The following is a 20,910-nucleotide window of genomic DNA, read 5'->3' as shown; positions in this document are numbered from 1 at the left end:
CAATGCAAGCTACTTACTTCTCAGCGTAAAGTCCCTGCACAGCCATGGTGCCGCCCGAGGGAGTCCCGGACGGCACCACGGCGCGGTGCCGGGCGCTACGGGTTGATATGGATCTTGAAGTTGGGCGTGGTGTTCTTCACGTCCAGAGCGTTGCCGCTCAGCGTCAGACCGTTGAACGTGACCTCACCGACCGCGGGACCCTGCCCCGCCTCCGGCAGCTCGTTCGCCCACAGTCCGAAGCCGGACTTGGCATCGTAGGCGTCACCGCTCTTCTTCGCACCGGTGATGGAGATGTCGCTGAGGATCGTGTCCTTGATCGGGAACTGGGGCTGTCCTCCTACGTAGTTGGTCTGGAACATGATCCCGCTGTACGTCGGGTCGACGATGTCCACGTTGTTGATCCGGATGCCCTGGAACACCTTGGACGCGGAGAACAGCCAGATGCCGGGGAACGTCTGCCCGCCCCAGAAGTGACCGCCGGCTCTGACGATCGACACGTTCTCGATCGTCGTGGGCTCGGTCCCGAAGCCGTTCATCGGATAGCCGAAGTCCAGCGAGCTGACCGTGATGCCCGAGTACACGAGCGTGTCCGCGATATGGATGTTGCGGAAGGTGTTGTTGAAGCCGCCGTAGACGGCCACACCCGCCGCGCGCCAGGTCAGGATCGACGTCAGGTTCTCGTAGACGTTGTCCTTCATGTCCGCGCCGCCGGCGTCGATCGCCGAGAACAGCGCGAAGCTGTCGTCTCCCGTCGCCCGGGCCTCGTTGTTGACCACGTGGTTGCCGGTGCTGCCGTTGGTCATGTTGATGCCGTCGGCGAACATGTTGCGGATCCGGGAGTTCTTGATGGTCATGTCGTCGGTGTTCGCGCCCCAGTAGAGGCACACCATGTGCTCGTTCCAGATGTTGTCGATCTCGATGTTCCGTACGTTCGAGAAGTCGAACACCTTGCCCGGACCGTCGATACGCGAGGTGTAGTTGCCGAAGTACGCGAAGTTCTTGAACGACGAACCCGCGGCGGCGGCCTCGGCCCGGAAGCCGATGTCGGTGTTGTCCTGCGTCGACGGGGCGTGGAACTTGCTGTACCAGGGACCGGCGCCGATCACCTGTACGGGCTTGCCGTACACCTGGAACTTGCTGGCCGTCTGGTAGTCACCGGCCGGCAGGTAGACGCCCTTCAGGGTGCCCGTGTTGTCCATCCGGACCCGGTCCAGCGCGTTCTGCACGTCCTGGTGGGTGAAGCCGGCCGGCACCGTGTACGTGGCGGGGTCCGGGTTCGCGACCGGTGCGACCTGCTCCAGGTTGATGAAGTCGATCGCGTAGGTGGTGCTGTTGGCCGCGTCCTTCTGGAGCTTGATCTTGCTGCCCGCCGGGACGGTCTTGCCCAGCATCACGTTCGCCTCGTCGTAGATATGACGGGGCGCGCCCTGGCCTGGGGAGTTGCCCGGTCCCGCCTCGGCGCCGTACAGCCAGGCGTACTTGGACGTGAGGTCGATCGCCTTCAGGAAGACGCCGTCCACATAGACGTTGAGCGTGGAGTTGATGCCCCCGCCGCCGGCGGAGTCGGGGATGGAGAAGCGGGTGACCAGGGTGTTGGTGCTGGCCCGGGTGGTGAACTCGACGAACTCGCCGGTCGCGTCGAGGTTGACGGCCCTGCGGCCCGACGCCTCACCCGCGATGTCGCCGATCGTCCGGTTGGGGCCGACCTTCGTCGCGCCGCCGCCGGTGGTGCCGTCCTCGGCCTCGTACATGTCGAACGGCATGCTCGCGCCGCGGCCGACGAACAGCGACTGGCTGCTGGTGTTGTTCTCGCGCTTGACCGGCACCTCGTTCGCGTCGTCGGCGAGGACGACCTTCACGGTGTACGAGCCGTTGGCGGCGGCCCAGGTCCCGAGGGCGACCGCCGGCGCGGTGGCGCCCGCCGCGATGACTCCGCTGTGCGCGCCGGTGAGGGTCTTCACCGTGGCGCCCTCGGAGTTGACCACGGTCAGGGTGATGCCGTGGCTGCCGCCCGCGGAGGCGACGGTGCCCTGGTTCTTCACCGAGACGGAGAAGTTGACCGTGTCTCCGGCCGCCGGGGCGGACGGGGAGGTGCCGAGTGTGGCCACCAGGTCGGAGCTGGCGACCGGCTTGACCACCAGCGGGGCCGAGGCGGTGTAGGTGTTGTTGGTCTCGTTCTGCTCGATCACCGCGTCCGCGATGTCGGCGACCGCGCTGAGTTCGTAGGAGCCGGCGTCGCGCGGACCGATCGCGGCGCTGACGTTGGCCGACGCGCCGGGGGCGAGGGTGCCCACCGCCGCCGTGCCGACCTTGGAGTCGCCGAGGCGGAATTCGAGGGAGCTGGCCGCCGCGGCGACCGTGCCGTTGTTGCGGACCGTCGCCGTCAGAGTGATCGGGTTCGACTCGACCGGCTCGGCGGGGCTCGCGGTCACGGCCGTGACCTGGAGGTCCGGGTTGGGTGCCGGCTCGCCGAGCACCTGGAACTCCGCCACCTGGCCCGCGCCGGAGCCGGTGTTGGAGGTGAACTTGAGCTGGACGTCCGCGACGTTGCCGGAGACCGGGATGGTCACCTGGTTCCCGGAGGCCGGGCTGAACGCGTAGTCCTTCGCGGCGGCCAGGCTGGTGAAGCCCGTGGCGTTCTGCTCGCGCCCGAGCACCTGGATGTTCTGGGTGCGCGGTCCCCAGCTGCTGTCCGGGTTGAGTTTGACGACGACGCTCTCGGTGGAGGCGTTGGCGCCGAGCTTCACGGTCAGCGTGTTGGGGTAACTGCCGCCGGCGCCTTCCCAGTAGGTCGACGTCGAGTTGTCGTTGGCGTTGGCCGCGACGAACGTGTGGACCACGGAGGAGGCGCTGATCGGCTTGCCCACGGCGAGGTTGGAGACCGAGCCGGTGCTGCCGGTGCGGGTGACCGTGTTGCTGTTGCCCGACCGGTTGCCCGCCGCGTCCTTGGCCCGGACGAAGTACGAGACCGTGGTGCTGGCCGGCTGGGTGTCGGTGAAGGTCAGGACGTTGCCCGCGACGGTCTCGCGCAGCACGTTGTTGGCGTAGATCTCGTAGCCGGTGACCGCCGTGTTGTCGCTGGACGCCTGCCAGGTGAGCTTGACCTGGGTCGGCGAGGGCGAGGTGTGGGCGAGACCGGTGGGCGCGGTCGGCGCCTGGGTGTCGCCGCCCGGCGGCTTACGGGTGACGGTGTTGCTGTTGCCCGACGTGTTGCCGGCCGCGTCCTTGGCCCGTACGTAGTACGAGACGTCGGCGTTGCCGGGCTGGGTGTCGGTGAAGGTGGTGACGTTGCCGGCGACGCTGGTGCGCAGCGTGTTGTTGGCGTAGATGTCGTAGCCCGTGACCGCGGTGTTGTCGGTCGACGCCTTCCAGGTCAGCTTGATCTGACCGGAGGCGGGCTCGGTGTACGCCAGCTCGGTGGGCGCGGTCGGCGCCTGGGTGTCGCCCGTCTCGGGGCCGTAGATCTCCAGCTCGGAGACCTGGGCGGCGGGCTGGCCGGAGTTGGCGGTGACCAGGACCCGTACGTAGCGCGTGGTGGTGGCGTCGAAGGGGATCGTCACCGTGTTGCCGGACCCGGGCGCGAACTGGTACGCCTTGGACGTGGTCAGGTCGGTGAAGGCCGTGCCGTTGGTGCTGCCCTGGAGCTTGAGGGTCTGGCTCCGGGCGCCCCAGCCGTCGGGCAGTTTCAGGACGACGCTGTTGACGCCGACGGACGAGCCGAGGTCGGCCTGGAGCCACTGCGGGAGGGCGCCGTTGCGGCTCTCCCAGTAGCTGGCCTTGTTGCCGTCGTTGGCGTTGGCCGCCGCGTACACCTCGGTGTGGCTGCTCTCGGTGAGCGTGCGGCCGGCGGCGAGGTTCACGGAAGCGGCGGCGGCCTTGTGGACCTGGAGCTCGGCGAGCTGGCCCGCGGACGCGACGGAGTTCTTCGTGATGTTCACGCGGACGTAACGCGTCCGGGTGGCGGGGAACGAGATGCTGACCTCGTTGGCCTCGCCCGGACTGAAGGTGTACGAGGCGGACGTCTTCAACGTGGCGAAGCTGGTGCCGTCCGCGCTGCCCTGGACGGCGAGGGTCTGGCGGCGGGTCTCCCAGTCCGCGGGGAGTTTCAGCGTGACCTGGTCGATCCGGGCGGCGGAGCCCAGATCGGTCTGGACCCACTGGGGGAGGCTCTTGCCGGAGCCCTGCCAGTAGGTCGACTGATTGCCGTCGGCGACCATCCGGGCGGAGTGGTCGCTCTTGGCGCTGCTCGCCGCCGCGGTACTGCCCGCGGCGATGTTGGGGCCGTCGGCCGCCGAAGCGGTGAGCGACGGCACGCCGACCATCAGGAGACTGGTGGTGACGGCGGCGGAGATCGCCCGCCATCTCCATCGATGAGATCTCATGTATCCCCGATCTTCGGCCTCGGCGCGGGGGCGGCGAGGCGCGGCTCTGTCTGCATGGCTGGTGCCACCTGGCTGGTGCGACAAGCGTTTTCTGCACTGACGAGCGGGATCTTTTGCGTTACGCGGTCAGAGAGTTGCAGAGAAATGCGAGAGCGTCCACTGCTCCGACAGAACCAAGTCGGCCGTTCTCTGGCTCGAAAACACCCAAGACGGACCCACCGGCCCCTATCAGTCAGCTTTCGGGTGGCTCTTCAGGGCACCGCAAGCGGCCCGCAAGACACGTAAGTCATTTGCGTAATCCTGGAAATTTCAGAAAGACACCTGCGCCGTCTACCGTTCTGAACCATGAACGCCGGACCGACGACCCCCCAGCGACGACGGCGATTCGGCTGGCCACAGCGTGTCTTCTCCCAGGTGCTGCTGATGCAGCTGGCGATCGCCGCGGGCACCGCCGTGCTCGCCACCGGACTGTTCCTCAGACCCCTGAGCGACCAGCTCGACGACCAGGCGATGCGCCGGGCGCTCGCGATCGCCGAGACGACCGCGTCCCAGCCGGTGGCGGACGCGCTGCTGGCGTCGCGGCCCTCGGTCGACGGGCCCGTGCAGAGCGAGGCCGAGCGCATCCGCCGGGCCACCGGCGCCGACTATGTCGTGATCATGGACAGACGCGGGGTCCGCTGGTCACACACCGACACCGAACAGATAGGCAAGGTCGTCTCCACCGACCCCAGCGAGGCGATCGCCGGCCGGGACGTCATGGAGATCGACACCGGCACCCTCGGCCGCTCGGCGCGCGGCAAGGTCCCGCTGCGCGACGCCTCGGGGAAGATCATCGGCGCCGTGTCGGTGGGCATCGCGTACGACAGCGTCCGCGAGCGTCTGCTGGCGACGATCCCCGGACTCCTCGCGTACGCGGGCGGCGCCCTCGCCGTCGGCGCGCTGGCCGCGTATCTGATCTCCAGGCGGCTCCAGCGCCAGACCCACGACCTGGCCTTCTCCGACATCTCGGCGCTCCTCGCGGAACGCGAGGCGATGCTGCACAGCCTGCGCGAGGGTGTGATCGCCCTCGACGGGTCGGGGCGGATCCGGCTGATGAACGACGAGGCGCAGCGGCTGCTGGGGCTGGGGCCCGAGGCCACGGGGCAGCCCCTGGACACGGTGCTCGGCCCCGGCCGTACCACCGACGTCCTCGCGGGCCGGGTGGCGGGCGAGGACCTGCTGGCCGTGAGCGGCGGCCGGGTGCTCATCGCCAACCGGATGCCGACCGACGACGGCGGCGCGGTCGCCACCCTCCGTGACCGCACGGAGCTGGAACAGCTGGGCCGGGAGCTGGACGCCACCCGCGGGCTCATCGACGCGCTGCGGGCGCAGGACCATGAGCACGCCAACCGGATGCACACGCTGATGGGGCTGCTGGAGCTGGAGATGCACGAGGAGGCGGTGGAGTTCGTGACCGAGGTCGTCGGCGTGCACCGGGCCACCGCCGAGCAGGTCACCGAGCGGATCCACGATCCGCTGCCGGCCGCCCTGCTGGTCGGCAAGGCCACCGTCGCCGCCGAGCGGGGCGTCTCGCTGCGTATCTCGCCCGCGACCCTGCTGCCCGACCGGCTCGTCGACCCGCAGGGACTGGTCACGGTGCTGGGCAATCTCGTCGACAACGCGCTGGACGCGGCGGCCGGATCGGAGGACCCGCGCATCGAGGTGGAGGTACGGGCCGAAGGCCGTACGGTCGTCCTGCGGATCTCCGACAGCGGCCCCGGAGTCCCGCCCGAGCAGCGCGAACTCGTCTTCACCGAGGGCTGGACGACGAAGGAACTGCCCGCCCACGGCAGGCGCGGACTGGGTCTCGCCCTGGTCCACCGGCTCGCCGAGCGTCAGGGCGGCAGCGCCCGGGTCGGCGAATCCGCCGACGGGGGAGCCGAGTTCACCGTCGTACTGCCCGAGGCGCTGACCGAGTCGGCGGACATGGGACGGGACGGCGCGGGGGATCTCGTCCACGATCCGGCGGAGCCCGTCGGCACAGGAGAGACACGATGATCGACGTACTGGTCGTGGACGACGACATCCGGGTCGCCGACATCAACACCGCCTATGTGGCGAAGGTCGCCGGGTTCCGGGTCGTCGCCAAGGCGCACTCGGGGGCGGAGGCACTGACCCGGCTCACCGAGCGGCCCGTCGACCTGATCCTGCTCGACCACTATCTGCCCGACCGCGACGGGCTCTCGGTGGTGCGGGAACTGCGCGGGCTCGGCCACCGCTCCGACGTGATCATGGTGACCGCCGCGCGTGACGTGGCCACCGTCCAGTCGGCGATGCGCCACGGGGCGCTCCAGTATCTGGTCAAGCCGTTCAACTTCGCCGGGCTGCGCACGAAGCTTGAGGCGTACGCGACGCTGCGCCGCACCCTGGAGAGCGGTGGCGAGGCCGAACAGGCCGACGTGGACCGGATGTTCGGCGCGCTGTCGGCGTCGGCCGCGCCGCCCCAGCTGCCCAAGGGCCACTCGCCGAGCACCGCCGAGGTGGTGCGCCAGGTGCTGCTCGGCGCCGAGGGGCCGCTCTCCGCGCACGAGATCGCGGAGAGCGCGGGGATGAGCCGGCAGACGGCGCAGCGGTATCTCAAACTGCTGGAGCGGGCGGGGCGGGTACGGCTCAGCCTGCGGTACGGCGAGACGGGGCGCCCCGAGCACCGCTACGCGTGGGCGACGAGCGGCTGAGCCACCGGTCGCCCCGTCAGACCGCGCCCGCGCCGGTGAGTGAACGCACCTCCGACTCCGCGTGCCTGGCCTCGTCCGGGCGTTCACGGGAGAGGACCGTGCCGAGCCAGCCCGCCAGGAAACCGAGCGGGATCGAGACCAGACCCGGGTTCTGGAGCGGGAAGAGCTGGAAGTCCACGCCGGGGAAGATCGCCTCCGGGCCGCCGGAGACGACGGGTGAGAAGACCACCAGCAGCACGGCGGGCACCAGCCCGCCGTAGACCGACCAGACCGCTCCGCGCGTGGTGAAGTTCCGCCAGAACAGGGAGTAGAGCAGTACGGGGAGATTGGCGGAGGCGGCGACGGCGAACGCGAGCCCGACGAGAAAGGCCACGTTGAGATCGCGGGCGAGCAGTCCGAGCGCGATGGCGACGGCGCCGATACCGGCCGCCGCGAGCCGGGCCACGGCGACCTCGCCGCGTGGCTCGGCGCGGGAGTCCGCCCGACGGCGTCTGAGCGAGGCGTACAGATCGTGCGCGACGGAGGCCGACGAGGCGAGGGTGATACCGGCGACGACGGCGAGGATCGTCGCGAAGGCGACGGCGGCGACCACCGCGAAGAGGACCGTTCCGCCGGTGGAGCCCGCGCCGCCGCCGAGATCGAGGGCGAGCAGCGGCACGGCCGTGTTCCCCGCCGCGTTCGACGCGCGGACCTCGTCCGTGCCGACCACGGCCGCCGCGCCGAAGCCGAGCACGATCGTCATCAGATAGAAGCCGCCGATGAGCCCGATGGCCCAGACGACCGAGCGGCGCGCGGCGCGGGCGGTCGGCACGGTGTAGAAGCGGGAGAGGATGTGCGGCAGTCCGGCCGTGCCGAGCACCAGGGCGAGCCCCAGGCTGATGAAGTCGAAGCGCGCGGTCCAGCCGCCGCCGTAGGCGAGGCCGGGGGCAAGGAACTCCTTCCCGTGGCCGCTGCGTTCGGCCGCGGTCGTGAGCAGCGCGTTGAAGTCGCCGTGGAAACGGAGCAGTACGAGCACGGTCAGCGCGATCGTGCCGGCCATCAGCAGCACGGCCTTGACGATCTGGATCCAGGTGGTGGCCCGCATCCCGCCGAGCGTCACATAGACGACCATCAGCGCGCCGACGCCGATCACCGTCCACGCGCGCGCCGCCCCGCTGGTGCCGCCCAGCAGCAGCGCGACCAGGCTGCCCGCGCCGACCATCTGCGCCACCAGATAGAGCACGGACACGGCGACCGAGGACGTTCCCGCCGCGATCCTGACCGGGCGCTCCCGCATCCGCGCGGCGACGACGTCGGCCAGGGTGAACCGGCCGCAGTTGCGGACGAGTTCGGCCACCAGGAGCAGGACGACGAGCCAGGCGACGAGAAAGCCGACGGAGTAGAGCATGCCGTCGTAGCCGAAGAGGGCGATGAGGCCGGAGATGCCGAGGAAGGAGGCGGCCGACATGTAGTCGCCCGCGATGGCGAAACCATTCTCCATCGGTGAGAAGAGCCGTCCGCCCGTGTAGAACTCCTCCGCCGAGCCGTGCCGGTGGCGGCTCACCCAGGTGGTGATCCCGAGGGTGACGGCGATGAACGCGCTGAACAGCAGCAGCGCCAGGGTCTGGTGGTCGCCGCTCATCGCCGCCGCTCCCCCGCCCGGGGCCCGTGGTGCGCGTGAGCCCTCGTCCGGTCGAAGACGCTCCAGCGCAGATCGAGCGCGTCCCGGTCCCGGTGCAGCCGGGCATGGCGTACGTATGCCCAGGTCAGCAGGAAGGTGCTGAGGAACTGGCCCAGTCCGGCGACCATCGCCACGTTCACGGCTCCCGCCACCGGGCGGGCCATCAGACCGGGCGCCGTGGTCGCGGCGACGACATACGCCAGATACCAGAGCAGGAAGGCGAGGGTGGCCGGACCGACGAACCTTCGGTAGCGGCGCCGTACCTCCTGGAAGGCGGCGCTCCGCTGGACCTCCAGATAGATCTCGGCCGGGGCGGGGCCCGCGTCCGTGGCCGGTGCGGGTACGGCGGGTGTCATCGGCGTACCCGTGCCGTCCAGTTCGCCCCAGCCGGAGGCCAGTGCGTCGTACCAGGGGTCGTCGGTCCGCAACTCCGCGGCGCCGCGCCCGTCCTGCTTCTCCACCGGTCAACTCTCCTTGTCAGCGGGCCGTTTCGGCCGCGCCCCAAGGATGGCCAGAACGGGAGGATCCCGGACTCCCCTCCGCTCCGGCTTCACCCCATCAGGTGATGTTTGTCCCGGGTGGCCGGATGAGCCCGTGCTGATAGGCGTAGCGCACCGCCTGCGCCCGGTCGCGCACCCCGGACTTGGCGAAGATGTTGTTGATGTGGGTCTTCACCGTGGCCGGCCCGATGTGCAGCCGGCGGGCGATCTCGTGGTTGGAGAGCCCCTCGGCGACCAGGGACAACACCTCGCTCTCACGGGCGGTGAGCCCGTCCGGAACCGCCTCGCGCTCCGGTACGGCGGGGGCCGCGCCGACCCGCTCCAGCAGCCGCCGCTGCACACCGGGGGCGAGTCCGGCGTCACCGGCCATGACGTCCTGAACGGCCTTGACGATCTCGTCGCCGCCCGCGTCCTTGGTCAGATAGCCGCGCGCACCGGCCCGCAGCGCGGGGAACAGCGAGTCGTCGTCGGCGTAGGTGGTGAGCACCACGACCTGGGTCGCCGGATACCGGTCCCGGATCCGGCGCGTCGCCTCGACGCCGTCGCAGCGCGGCATGCGCAGGTCCATCAGCACGACGTCGGGGGCGAGTTCACCGACGAGGGCCACCGCCTCCTCGCCGTCCTTCGCGGCGCCGACCACCTCGATACCGGGCAGCAGCCCGAGCAGCATGACGATGCCCTCGCGCACCACGGCCTGGTCGTCGGCGACGATCACCCGGGCGGTCGTGGGGGCCGTCATACGGGCACTCGCAGACGCACGGTGAAGCCCTTCCCCTCGAAACCGTCCGGCGGTCCGGAGCCGTACGCCCCGCCCGCGCCGCCTTCCCCGGAGACCGCGGGCCCGGCCTCCAGACTGCCGCCGAGCAGTTCGGCACGCTCCCGCATCCCCAGCAGACCGTACCCGGAGCCGGAGGCGCCGAGTTCGGACCCGGGCCCGTCCGCGCCCTCGTCCCGTACCTCCAGGGTCACCGCGTCCCGCGCGTACTCCAGTCGCATCGTCACGTCCGCCCCGGGGGCGTGCTTGCGCGCGTTCGTCAGCGCCTCCTGCGCCACACGCCGTACCGCCTGCGAGGCCTCGGCGGGCAGCAGCCGCGGCTCCCCCACGACCTCCGTCCGCACCCCGTCGGCCGCCAGGTCACGCAGATAGTCCTCGACGGGCACCAGCTGGCCGCGGAGGGCGGAGAGCGCCTGGCGCGTCTCCGCCAGCCCCTGCCGGGCCATGCTCCGGGCCTCCACCACACGCCGCAGCACCTGCTCGCGGTCGTACCCGCCCTCGATCTGGAGGCGGGCCGCCTCCAGATGCACGAGCTGCGCCGAGAGGCTGTGGGCCAGCACGTCGTGGATCTCGCGGGCGATCCTGGCCCGCTCCGCCAGCGCCGCCGACTCCGCCTCGGCCGCCCGCGCGGCGCGCTCCTGGGCCAGCAGCCGGAAGCCGGCGCCGCGTGCCTGGGCGTCGAGCCGCAGTGTGTAACCGCCGAGCAGGACGGCCGACATGGTGATCACCACGTGCAGCGGCTTCCCGGTGTCCATCAGCAGGATGATGGCGAAGACCACCCCCCAGACGGCGGCCCCCGCCGCCAGTGGCAGCCGGTCCAGCGCCAGGACGCTGGTCAGGATCCACAGCAGCGCGCCGGTCGCCTCGGCCCCCGCCGCGTACGCCCCGCTCCCCAGCAGCACCATCAGCGCGAGCGCCGCCAGCGAGGGAAGCAGCCGGCGGGCGACGCTCCACCGGCGCAGGAGCAGCACGGCCCCCACGAAGCAGAGCAGGCCGAGCACGGGCAGCGCCGCCGGCCAGCCGTGGAAGACCTCCGCCGTGTACGCGGTCGTCAGTATCCAGACGGCCACCCCGGCCCACAGCAGGATGTCCAGCACCGTCCTGACGGGCGGCACGCCCACCCGGGTCAGCGCCTCCCTGCTCGGCCACCCGGTCATGGCACCGATCGACATGCGAAGCCCCCTCTCTCGGCTTCGATGCTACGGAGCGCGACGGCCCGCCGAATCCCCTTCCGGGGGGAGTCGGAAACGGCGCCGGGCTCCACCCGTGGGTGGAGCCCGGCGCCGTCGTACGGCCCGTGGGGATCAGACGTCGATCCTGGCGCGGTCCAGCGTCGCGGCCGAGCTGGTGATGAACTCCTTGCGCGGCGCGACCTCGTTGCCCATGAGCAGGTCGAAGACCTGCTCGGACGATTCGAGGTCCCCGATGTTGATGCGCCGCAGCGTGCGGTGGCGCGGGTCCATCGTGGTCTCGGCCAGCTGGTCGGCGTCCATCTCACCGAGGCCCTTGTAGCGCTGGATGGAGTCCTTGTAGCGCACGTTCTTGCGCTGGAACTCCAGGAGCGTCTGCCGCAGCTCGTTGTCCGAGTACGTGTACACGTACTTGTCCTGGCCCTTCTTGGGCTGCACCAGCTCCACCCGGTGCAGGGGCGGAACCGCCGCGAACACGCGGCCCGCCTCCACCATCGGGCGCATGTAGCGCTGGAACAGCGTCAGCAGGAGACAGCGGATGTGGGCCCCGTCGACATCGGCGTCGACCAGCAGCACGATCTTGCCGTAGCGGGCGGCGTCGATGTCGAACGTCCGGCCCGAACCGGCCCCTATGACCTGGATGATCGCGCCGCACTCGGCGTTCTTCAGCATGTCGGAGACGGACGACTTCTGAACGTTGAGGATCTTGCCGCGGATCGGCAGCAGCGCCTGGAACTCGCTGTTCCGGGCGAGCTTGGCCGTACCGAGCGCCGAGTCGCCCTCGACGATGAACAGCTCGCTGCGCTCGACGTCGTCACTGCGGCAGTCGGCGAGCTTGGCCGGCAGCGAGGAGGTCTCCAGCGCCGTCTTCCTGCGCTGCGCCTCCTTGTGCTGACGGGCGGCGATACGCGTACGGGCGGCGGCGACGGCCTTCTCCAGCACCGCGCGGGCCTGCGCCTTCGCGTCGCGCTTGGTCGACGTCAGGAACTCCTTGAGCTCCTTGGACACGACGCTCGCGACGATCCGGTTGGCCGCCGACGTCCCCAGGATCTCCTTGGTCTGCCCCTCGAACTGCGGCTCGGCCAGCCGCACCGTGACCACGGCCGTGAGCCCTTCCAGGGCGTCGTCCTTGACGACGTCGTCCTCGGCGACGCGCAGGAGCTTCGCCGAGCGCAGTGCCTCGTTGACGGTCTTGGTCACCGCCCGCTCGAAGCCGGTCATGTGGGTGCCGCCCTTGGGGGTGGCGATGATGTTGACGTACGAGCGCATCGTGGTGTCGTACCCGGTGCCCCAGCGCAGGGCGATGTCGACGCCCAGCTCGCGGGTGACCTCGGTGGGGGTCATGTGCCCGCGGTCGTCCAGGACCGGCACGGTCTCCTTGAAGACGCCCTGCCCGGTCAGCCGCAGCACGTCGCAGACGGCCTTGTCCTGCGCCAGGTATTCGCAGTACTCACTGATCCCGCCGTCGTACCGGAACGTCTCCTCGACCGTGCCGCCGCCCTCGCTCTCGCCGGCCGCCCGCTCGTCACGTACGACGATGGTCAGGCCGGGGACGAGGAAGGCGGTCTGGCGGGCCCGCTGGTGCAGCGTCTCCAGGGAGAGCCGGGCGTCCTTGAGGAAGATCTGCCGGTCGGCCCAGTAACGGATCCGGGTGCCGGTGCGCGTCTTGGGCACCCGCTTGCCCTTGAGCAGGCCGTTCGCCGGGTCGAAGGGGGCGTCGGGGCCCGATTCCGTGAACATGCCGGGGACGCCGCGGCGGAAGCTGATCGTGTGTGTGGCGCTGTGGAGGTCGACCTCGACGTCCAGCCGGGCGGAGAGCGCGTTCACGACGGACGCGCCCACGCCGTGCAGGCCGCCGGAGGCCGCGTACGCGCCGCCGCCGAACTTTCCGCCCGCGTGCAGCTTGGTCAGCACGACCTCGACGCCGGAGAGGCCGGTCTTGGGCTCGATGTCGACGGGGATGCCCCGGCCGTTGTCCTTGACCTCGACGGAGCCGTCCTCGTGGAGGATCACCTCGATCCGGTCGCAGTAACCACCGAGGGCCTCGTCGACGGAGTTGTCGATGATCTCCCAGAGGCAGTGCATCAGGCCGCGGCTGTCCGTCGACCCGATGTACATGCCGGGTCGCTTCCGGACCGCTTCGAGCCCCTCAAGGACGAGCAGGTGCCGCGCGGTGTAGTTGGAACCGTCACGGTCTGCTGTCAGCAGCGCACTGGACGGCACGGACGTCTCGGCGGTCACGCGGTTCGCTCCTCGCTGAATTTGAAATGTGGCCCAGTGGGTAAGGGCCCGGCATCGGTCGCCGCTCAGAGGGTACAGAGGCCTGGTAGAGCCGTTGTAGCGCCACCCTATTGAATTCTCATGCTAACCGAGGCTCGCATGAGTGTTCGATCGCTCGATGGAGTGAAGCACACATCACGTTCCCTTCCAGGCATGAACCATTTAGGCTCCGGGCACGTCCTCATGAACGACCGGCAAGCCAGCCGGGAGGATCGACCCTGACAAGCAACGCGAAACCGTAAAGCGAAGCAATACGGCTCATTCGCCGCCAACCGGCAACAGACAGCCGCCTCGGGAAGAAGTTTCGAGGAAAGGCCGCGAGCGGGAACGTTTTCGGCCTGGTTGGATGTTGACCCTGGTACGACAGCTCGTCGAGCTAGAGAAGAGGCGACGTGACTACTGTTCTGACCCCCGCGAGCCCGCTGACGGCCGCTGACCGCTGCGACCGCTGCGGCGCCCAGGCATATCTGCGCGTCGTCCTGACCAGCGGTGGTGAACTGCTCTTCTGCGCCCACCACGGACGCAAGTTCGAGCCGGAACTCAAGAAGATCGCCGCGGAAATACAGGATGAGACCGACCGACTGACGGCCGTGCAGGCCGCCGCCGGTGAAGAGGAACACTGATACCTCGCATCCACGACGAGCCAAGGGCCGATCCAGGACCGGCCGACGGGCCGCCACTCCGGTAGAACCGGGATGGCGGCCCGTTCTCGTCACCCGCGCGCGGTGCCCGTGCGGCGCCTCCGCCGCGCGGCCTCAGCCCGTGCGGTGCGTCCCGGTGGCCGCGGCCACCTCCTCGACCGCCGAGGTGATCCGCGTGTAGACCCCCGGGCTCCCGGCCCGTCCGCAGCCGCTCCCCCACGAGACCAGCCCGATGAGCCGCCCACGGGCCACCAGCGGCCCGCCGCTGTCTCCCTGGCAGGCGTCGTGCCCGCCCTGGGGGTCGCCGGCACAGAGCATCGTGGCAGCCGCGTAGCGGCCCCCTGAGCCCCCCGGGTAGGCCCGCTCGCACTCGGAGTCCGCCAGGACCGTCACAGGGGCGGAGCGCAGCGCGGAGGCGTACTTCCCCTCGCCGGTGGTGTCGCCCCACCCGTACACCTTCGCCGAGGTGCCCGGAGCCAGGGCCTCCGTGCCGGGATCGGCCGGCCGGACGGCGTAACGCGCGGGCAGCGCCTGCGCCAGTGTCAGCACCGCGAGGTCCGAGGCGTGGGTGGTGGGCTCGTACGCCGGGTCGATCCGTACGGAACCGACCCGGACCTCCTTGCCGCCCTTCCCGCGCAGCTCCTCCCGCCCCGCGATGACCCGCAGATCGGTCACGTCCTCCGGCTTCACCCCGAGCACGTCCCGGCCCATGCAGTGCGCGGCCGTGAGCACCTTCGTCGGCGCGACCACGACGCCGCCGCAGAACTGGCCCGCACGGGTGTCGCCGAAGCGTTCACGACTGGAGAGGGCCACGACCCAGGGGCTCTCCTCGGTCGGCGCCGGCTCCCCGCCCACGACCACCCGGTCGGCGGCGGCCGGCACTGGGGAGACGAGCGGCAGCACCGCCCCCGCGGCGATCGTGGCCAGTCCTCCCGTGAGCACTCGGGCAATAGGGCGTCGCATACTGGCTCCTGACTCTCCGGTGACTCCTACTGACACAGAGTCACCCATTGAGCCGACAAACGCATCCCCGCAACGCCTGAGGGCCCGCATCCCGGTCGGGATGGCGGGCCCTCAGGAGGGGCTGTGCCGTGGTGCGGAGAGCGGCCTAGTCCAGGTAGTCGCGCAGCACCTGCGAACGCGACGGGTGGCGGAGCTTGGACATCGTCTTGGACTCGATCTGACGAATGCGCTCACGCGTCACGCCGTAGACCTTGCCGATCTCGTCCAGCGTCTTGGGCTGGCCGTCGGTGAGACCGAAGCGCATGGAGACCACGCCGGCCTCACGCTCGGAGAGCGTGTCGAGCACCGAGTGCAGCTGCTCCTGGAGAAGCGTGAAGCTGACCGCGTCGGCCGGGACGACCGCCTCGGAGTCCTCGATCAGGTCACCGAACTCGCTGTCCCCGTCCTCGCCCAGGGGGGTGTGCAGCGAAATCGGCTCACGACCGTACTTCTGGACCTCGATGACCTTCTCAGGGGTCATGTCGAGCTCCTTGGCCAGCTCCTCCGGGGTGGGCTCACGGCCCAGGTCCTGGAGCATCTGGCGCTGCACGCGCGCGAGCTTGTTGATGACCTCGACCATGTGCACCGGGATACGGATGGTGCGGGCCTGGTCGGCCATGGCGCGGGTGATCGCCTGACGGATCCACCAGGTGGCGTACGTGGAGAACTTGTAGCCCTTGGTGTAGTCGAACTTCTCGACCGCGCGGATCAGACCCAGGTTGCCCTCCTGGATCAGGTCCAGGAAGAGCATGCCGCGGCCGGTGTAGCGCTTGGCCAGCGAGACCACCAGTCGGAGGTTGGCCTCCAGCAGGTGGTTCTTGGCGCGGCGCCCGTCCTCGGCGATGATCTCCAGCTCGCGCTTGAGCTTGGGGGCGAGCTTGTCGGCGTTCGCCAGCTTGTCCTCGGCGAACAGACCCGCCTCGATGCGCTTGGCGAGCTCGACCTCCTGCTCGGCGTTGAGGAGCGGGACCTTGCCGATCTGCTTGAGGTAGTCCTTGACCGGGTCGGCGGTGGCACCCGCGACGGCGACCTGCTGGGCCGGCGCGTCGTCCTCGTCGTCGTCGGAGAGGACGAAGCCCTTGTTCTCGCCCTCGGTCTCCTCCTCCTCGCCCTTGCCGGCCTGGACCTCCTCGGGGGTCTCCTCGCCCTCGGCGGCCTCGTCGGCGTCCTTCTTGCCGGCGGTCTTCTTCGCCGCGACCTTCTTGACGGCGGTCTTCTTGGCCGCCGCCTTCTTGGCCACGGTCTTCTTCGCCGCCGCCTTCTTGGCGGGCGCGGCGCTCTCGTCGGCGGGCGTCTCGACGGTCTCGGCGACCGGGGCGGCGGTGGCCGCGACGGTCTTCGTATGAACGGTCTTGGCGGCGACTGTCTTGGTGGCGGTGCGCTTCGCCGGGCTCTTCGCAGCGACGCTCTTGCGGGCGCGCTTGGGCGACTCCGCGGCAGCACTGACCATCAGCGTCACACCCTCTTCCTCGAGGATCTGGTTGAGGCTGCGCAGAACATTCTTCCACTGGGTTGGCGGAATCTGGTCAGCCTCGAAGGCCCGACGCACGTCGTCGCCGGCGATCTGCCCATCAGCCTTTCCCCGCTCGATGAGCGCCATCACAGACTCGGACTCGGCGATCTCCGGCGGGAGCGTACGGGATGTGCTGGCCGACACGAACAACCTCTCGGAACGATGGAAACGGCTTCCGGCTCACCCCAGGATCGGGGCGGAGCCGACGACCGTCGACTGGGGATGTGCCGACGGCGCGGGCTGGACCTCGGAGCTCGATACAGCGCCACTCCTCGTGGCGCTATTCCCTCCGTGGCTCTTACCTCTTAGGTCATCGCCCTGCCTCGTGGAGTGTTACGCCCAATCCACGTGGCCCGAGTCACACCTCATTTGCGGCAAAGCAGCCAGAAGGGGTTTTATCGCGCTTTCGTGCCGCCGGGCCCTGGGGTCCGGCGGCACGTGACGCGTACGCCCTCGTCCGTCCTGACCTCTGTCTTCCTGCTCGGCACCGCGGGACTCGCCCTCGGTGCCCCGGTGACGCCGTCAGTGCTCGCGGGGCGCCGGAACGACCCGTTCCACTTCAGGGTGCACCATCAGAAGCTGGCGCATGGCCGATTCGGCCGCCTGGGCGTCGCCCGCGGCCAGGGCCTCGACGATCCGCGCGTGGTGCGCCAGCGAGGCGTCGGTGGGGCGGTCGCAGCCGGTGACGGGGCCGCCGGAGACCTGGAGGGCCGCCGAGACGATGCCCGACAGGTGCTCCAGCATCCGGTTGCCCGCGAGCTGGATCAGCAGCGAGTGGAACTCGGCGTCGGCGCGGGAGAACGTGATCGAGTCGCCCTGGGCGATGGCGTGGCCCATGATCTCGACCATGTCGGCCAGCCGCTGCTGGACGTCCTCACGGCCGTGGCCGGCGGCGAGGCGTGCGGCGAGGGGCTCGATCGTCCAGCGCAGCTCGCTCAGCTCGCGGCGCTGGTCGTCACGCTGCGGGCCGAACGCCCGCCATTCGATGATGTCGGCGTCGAGCAGATTCCAGTCGCTGACCGGCCGGACGCGGGTGCCGACGTTGGGGCGGGCGCTGACGAGGCCCTTGGCCTCGAGGACGCGCAGCGATTCGCGGACCACCGTGCGGGAGACCTCGAAACGCTGACCGATCTCCTCGGGTACGAGCGGCCGGTCGGCGCCCAGGTCGCCGGAGACGATCATCTGGCCGAGCTGCTGGACGAGTTGGCCGTGCAGTCCACGGCCCCGGCTGCCCGCCGAGCGCCGGCCCACCCGGCCCAACTCGTTGTCCGCGCCGTCCCACGTGGGCGCGGGGATGCGGTCGGCGCCGGGCGCCTCCGCGTAGGGGTAGCGGTCGATTCCGCCCGGGGCGGCGAGCCCGGACTCGACGGAGCGGGCGGCGGTCATCATGGTGTGCGCAAGGGTACTCACGCATCCTTTGTCGGCTCTGCTCGTCGGCCCCTTGAGGTCTTTGGTGAAAAGCACACGAAAGGGTGATCGGCGTCCGCCCTTCGATTGACGACTTATCGTAAAGAAGCGGGCGCAATCAGGGAGTTATGGGCAGCTGCGACAGCTCCGGTCACCCGGCGATCACCAACGGGCCCTGCGACGAAGGCTCGTGAACAGATACGCGCAGAGCAGGGCGGACAGCGACAGCGTCAATGCCGCCCCGACGGGCTGGGCGAGGACCCGGCCGGTCGCCACCAGCCAGCGGTCGGCGGCCTCCGGCCATTGCGGCCAGGCCAGTTCACGCAGCCTGGACGGCAGTCCGACGATCGAACGCGCCGACGGAACGGCGAGCCCCTTCTCAAGGAGGGGGACGACGACGACCGGTACGGCGAGGACGGCGGCGACCCCGGCGCCGGTGACCCGGAAGATGCCCGCCCCCAGCAGTCCCGCCCAGGCGCAGCCGACGGTCAGTCCGGCCCAACTGGCCACGAGCGCGGGCCAGTCCGCGGGCACCACCTCCGTACCGCCGCCGTACACCAGTCGCATCGCCTGCGAGTCGACGGCGACGGTGAGGGCCGCCAGCAGCAGGGCGGCCGTACCGGTGACGGTGAGTTTGGCCAGCAGCAGGCCGAGGCGGCGCGGGACGGTGCCGCGTCCTGCGGCGAGCGCCGGGTAGCGGTACTCGTCGCCGAAGGCGAACGCGCCGAGCAGACCGGCGCCGAGGGCCGCGGGCGGCAGCGGGAGGAATCCGGGCCAGGCCGCGAGGAGGCCGGGCAGCGGGGTGTTGCCGGTACGGGCGAGCGGCAGGGTCAGCGCGACGGAGGCGACCAGGACCGCGAGGGCGACCAGCCACGGGGTCCGTACGCCGAGGAACCGGCGCAGTTCGTACCGGAACGGGCGCAGGGGGCTGCGCACGGGCCGCGCGGACAGCGGAGGCGGCAGAGGGACGGTGGCGGAGCGTTCGGGTGCCTGTCGCGCCTCTGGGAGCGGCGCCGGGTCCGCGGGGGGCTTCGGGCCGGTGTCTCCGGTCTCGTCGGCGAGTTGGTGGACGAGGATGCCGTGCCGGAAGGCCGTCTCGCCCAACTCGGCGCAGTTGCTGCCGAAGACGGTCAGCCGCCCGCCCGTCTCGCTGACGACCTCGACGGAGCGGTGGTCCGCACGCGCCTCACGGGTGACGGCGTCGGCCAGGCGGGCCGCGTGCGGGGTACGGATGACGACGCGTGGGCGCAGCCGGGTCCGCGCGAAGTCGGCGGCGTCCTGGTCGGCGACGAGGCGGCCTTCATGGACGGTGACGACACGATCGGCCGCGCGGGCGGCCTCTTTGGGGTCGCTGGTGGTGTAGAGAACGGTGCCGCCGTGCGCGGCGTGCGCCCGGAGCAGTCCGTGCAGCCAGCTGTTCTCGCGGGGCGAGAGACCGGCGGCCGGTTCGTCGAGGACCAGTGTGTGCGGGTCGCCCAACAGGGCGGCGGCGAGGCCGAGTCTGCGGTCCATGCCCAGGGAGAGGGTGCCGAGCGGTTCGTCGCGCAGGGCGCCGATGCCGACGAGGTCGAGCAGGGCGTCGGCGCGCGCGGCGGGCACTCCGGCGGCGGCGCAGAGCATACGGAGCTGGCCCTTCGCGGTACGCGCGGGGTGTCCCGGCACATCGCCGAGCAGCACGCCGACCTCGCGGGCGGGGTGGGTGATGCGGTGGAGGGGCCGGCCGCGGAAGTAGGTGATCCCCCGGCCGGATTCGAGTTCGAGCATCAGCCGCAGGGCGGTGGTCTTGCCTGCGCCCTCAGCGCCGAGCAGCGCCGTGACGCCACCGGCCCGGGCCTCGAACGTGAGATCGTCCACGGCGGGCGGGAGGTCGCGGTGGGGGCGGCTGGTGAGTCCGATGGCCTGGAGCATCGCTTCTCTCGCGGGGAGGTGTGACCGCTCGGCGGCAGTATGGGTACCGCAGCAAGATAACGCGATATGTCCGACTTGTGGCGCAGGATCGCGACGAGCGGTTCTCTCCGGCGTCCAGGAGCTGAGGACGAGTGCCGGGGTCGGGAGTCGGGGGTCGGAGGTCGGCCGGGCTCAGACCTCCGGGCGGAGCATCGGCGGGTTGAGGACTGTGGCACCGCCCGCGCGGAACAGCTGCGCGGGCCGCCCGCCCTGTCGCGTGGTGGTGCCGCCGGACGGCACGAGGAACCCGGGGGTGCCGGTGACCTTGCGGTGGAAGTTGCGGGGGTCCAGCGCGACGCCCCACACCGCCTCGTACACGCGGCGCAGCTCACCCACGGTGAACTCCGGCGGGCAGAAGGCGGTGGCCAGGGAGGAGTACTCGATCTTGGAACGGGCCCGCTCCACCCCGTCCCCGAGGATGCGCGCATGGTCGAACGCGAGCGGCGTGGGCTGTTCGCCGTCCCGGCCGAAGCCGCCCTCGTGGTCGAGCAGCGCGTCCACGGTGGCCCAGCGGGCGCTGTTGGCGTCACCTCCCGCGCGAGGGGCGGGAAGGTCGGGCGCGAGCGCGAGATGGGCCACGCTGACGACCCTCATCCGGGGGTCGCGTGCCGGGTCGCCGTAGGTCGCGAGCTGTTCGAGATGGGCGACGTTCGCCGGTGCGGGCGAAGCGGGGTCGTGCGCGCGCAGACCCGTCTCCTCGGCCAGCTCACGCGCCGCCGCCGCACCAAGATCCTCGTCGCCCTTGACGAAGCCGCCGGGCAGCGCCCAGCGCCCCTGAAAGGGCGCCTCGCCACGCCGCACGACCAGCGCGCAGAGGGCGTGCTGGCGCACGGTGAGCACGACCAGGTCCACGGTGACTGCGAACGCGGGGTAAGCCGACGGGTCGTAGGGCGACATGC

The 20,910-nt window shown here is 70.6% G+C and carries 14 protein-coding genes; 3 read left to right on the top strand and 11 right to left on the bottom strand.

Annotation, left to right across the window (positions count from 1 at the left end; translation table 11 throughout):
• Positions 1-95 precede the first annotated feature (95 nt).
• On the bottom strand, positions 96-4,382 hold the full coding sequence (locus ACFYNU_RS19080; protein WP_356591854.1) for a discoidin domain-containing protein: 4,287 nt from the start codon (positions 4,380-4,382) through the stop codon (positions 96-98).
• Positions 4,383-4,727: 345 nt separating this feature from the next.
• Here ACFYNU_RS19080 and ACFYNU_RS19075 point away from each other — a divergent pair, with 345 nt between their 5' ends.
• Both ACFYNU_RS19075 and ACFYNU_RS19070 read left to right on the top strand, forming a co-directional pair.
• On the top strand, positions 4,728-6,419 hold the full coding sequence (locus ACFYNU_RS19075) for a sensor histidine kinase (RefSeq protein ID WP_356591856.1): 1,692 nt from the start codon (positions 4,728-4,730) through the stop codon (positions 6,417-6,419).
• A complete protein-coding gene (locus ACFYNU_RS19070; RefSeq protein ID WP_356591858.1) occupies positions 6,416-7,096 on the top strand; it encodes a response regulator in 681 nt (226 codons plus the stop codon). Before ACFYNU_RS19075 ends, ACFYNU_RS19070 begins: the two co-directional genes overlap by 4 nt.
• 16 nt (positions 7,097-7,112) lie before the next feature.
• Here ACFYNU_RS19070 and ACFYNU_RS19065 read toward each other — a convergent pair whose 3' ends face one another.
• The 5 genes from ACFYNU_RS19065 to ACFYNU_RS19045 form a co-directional block, all read right to left on the bottom strand.
• On the bottom strand, positions 7,113-8,717 hold the full coding sequence (locus tag ACFYNU_RS19065; RefSeq protein ID WP_356591860.1) for a cation acetate symporter: 1,605 nt from the start codon (positions 8,715-8,717) through the stop codon (positions 7,113-7,115).
• A complete protein-coding gene (locus ACFYNU_RS19060; RefSeq protein WP_356591862.1) occupies positions 8,714-9,217 on the bottom strand; it encodes a DUF485 domain-containing protein in 504 nt (167 codons plus the stop codon). The genes ACFYNU_RS19065 and ACFYNU_RS19060 overlap by 4 nt, the downstream gene beginning before the upstream one ends.
• Before the next feature lie 97 nt (positions 9,218-9,314).
• Complete coding sequence (locus tag ACFYNU_RS19055) at positions 9,315-9,995, bottom strand: response regulator transcription factor (protein WP_356591864.1); 681 nt, start codon at positions 9,993-9,995, stop codon at positions 9,315-9,317.
• Positions 9,992-11,203, bottom strand: coding sequence for a histidine kinase (locus ACFYNU_RS19050; protein WP_356591866.1), 1,212 nt, complete (start codon positions 11,201-11,203; stop codon positions 9,992-9,994). Before ACFYNU_RS19050 ends, ACFYNU_RS19055 begins: the two co-directional genes overlap by 4 nt.
• 132 nt (positions 11,204-11,335) lie before the next feature.
• Positions 11,336-13,462 carry a DNA topoisomerase IV subunit B gene (locus ACFYNU_RS19045; RefSeq protein ID WP_356591868.1) on the bottom strand — a complete coding sequence of 709 codons (2,127 nt, stop codon included), beginning with the start codon at positions 13,460-13,462 and terminating at the stop codon, positions 11,336-11,338.
• A gap of 431 nt (positions 13,463-13,893) precedes the next feature.
• Between ACFYNU_RS19045 and ACFYNU_RS19040 the strand changes: the two genes are divergently transcribed.
• A complete protein-coding gene (locus ACFYNU_RS19040) occupies positions 13,894-14,124 on the top strand; it encodes a hypothetical protein (RefSeq protein WP_023538184.1) in 231 nt (76 codons plus the stop codon).
• A 132-nt stretch (positions 14,125-14,256) separates the two neighbouring features.
• Here ACFYNU_RS19040 and ACFYNU_RS19035 read toward each other — a convergent pair whose 3' ends face one another.
• From ACFYNU_RS19035 to ACFYNU_RS19015, 5 genes are all read right to left on the bottom strand, one after another.
• Positions 14,257-15,105, bottom strand: coding sequence for a serine protease (locus ACFYNU_RS19035; RefSeq protein WP_356591870.1), 849 nt, complete (start codon positions 15,103-15,105; stop codon positions 14,257-14,259).
• A gap of 145 nt (positions 15,106-15,250) precedes the next feature.
• The gene (locus tag ACFYNU_RS19030; RefSeq protein ID WP_356591872.1) at positions 15,251-16,801 is read right to left on the bottom strand and encodes an RNA polymerase sigma factor; all 1,551 of its coding nucleotides are present in this window, start codon (positions 16,799-16,801) and stop codon (positions 15,251-15,253) included.
• Positions 16,802-17,179: 378 nt separating this feature from the next.
• Positions 17,180-18,067 (bottom strand): FCD domain-containing protein, encoded by an 888-nt coding sequence (locus ACFYNU_RS19025; RefSeq protein WP_354604054.1) that lies wholly within the window; start codon positions 18,065-18,067, stop codon positions 17,180-17,182.
• 159 nt (positions 18,068-18,226) lie between these two features.
• On the bottom strand, positions 18,227-19,972 hold the full coding sequence (locus ACFYNU_RS19020) for an ABC transporter ATP-binding protein (protein WP_356591874.1): 1,746 nt from the start codon (positions 19,970-19,972) through the stop codon (positions 18,227-18,229).
• A gap of 171 nt (positions 19,973-20,143) precedes the next feature.
• Positions 20,144-20,908 carry an NUDIX domain-containing protein gene (locus ACFYNU_RS19015; RefSeq protein WP_356591876.1) on the bottom strand — a complete coding sequence of 255 codons (765 nt, stop codon included), beginning with the start codon at positions 20,906-20,908 and terminating at the stop codon, positions 20,144-20,146.
• Positions 20,909-20,910: the final 2 nt, after the last annotated feature.

Origin of the sequence: Streptomyces sp. NPDC006643 (assembly GCF_042870175.1) — a bacterium.
In the GTDB taxonomy this organism is placed as follows: Bacteria; Actinomycetota; Actinomycetes; order Streptomycetales; family Streptomycetaceae; genus Streptomyces.
This window is presented reverse-complemented; position numbering and strand designations above follow the sequence as displayed.

Coding starts and splice junctions, on each gene's coding strand:
- ACFYNU_RS19075 (WP_356591856.1), top strand. CDS start 4,728: ATGAACGCCGGACCGACGACCCCCCAGCGACGACGGCGATTCGGCTGG.
- ACFYNU_RS19080 (WP_356591854.1), bottom strand. CDS start 4,382: ATGAGATCTCATCGATGGAGATGGCGGGCGATCTCCGCCGCCGTCACC.
- ACFYNU_RS19065 (WP_356591860.1), bottom strand. CDS start 8,717: ATGAGCGGCGACCACCAGACCCTGGCGCTGCTGCTGTTCAGCGCGTTC.
- ACFYNU_RS19050 (WP_356591866.1), bottom strand. CDS start 11,203: ATGTCGATCGGTGCCATGACCGGGTGGCCGAGCAGGGAGGCGCTGACC.
- ACFYNU_RS19055 (WP_356591864.1), bottom strand. CDS start 9,995: ATGACGGCCCCCACGACCGCCCGGGTGATCGTCGCCGACGACCAGGCC.
- ACFYNU_RS19070 (WP_356591858.1), top strand. CDS start 6,416: ATGATCGACGTACTGGTCGTGGACGACGACATCCGGGTCGCCGACATC.
- ACFYNU_RS19015 (WP_356591876.1), bottom strand. CDS start 20,908: ATGTCGCCCTACGACCCGTCGGCTTACCCCGCGTTCGCAGTCACCGTG.
- ACFYNU_RS19035 (WP_356591870.1), bottom strand. CDS start 15,105: ATGCGACGCCCTATTGCCCGAGTGCTCACGGGAGGACTGGCCACGATC.
- ACFYNU_RS19020 (WP_356591874.1), bottom strand. CDS start 19,972: ATGCTCCAGGCCATCGGACTCACCAGCCGCCCCCACCGCGACCTCCCG.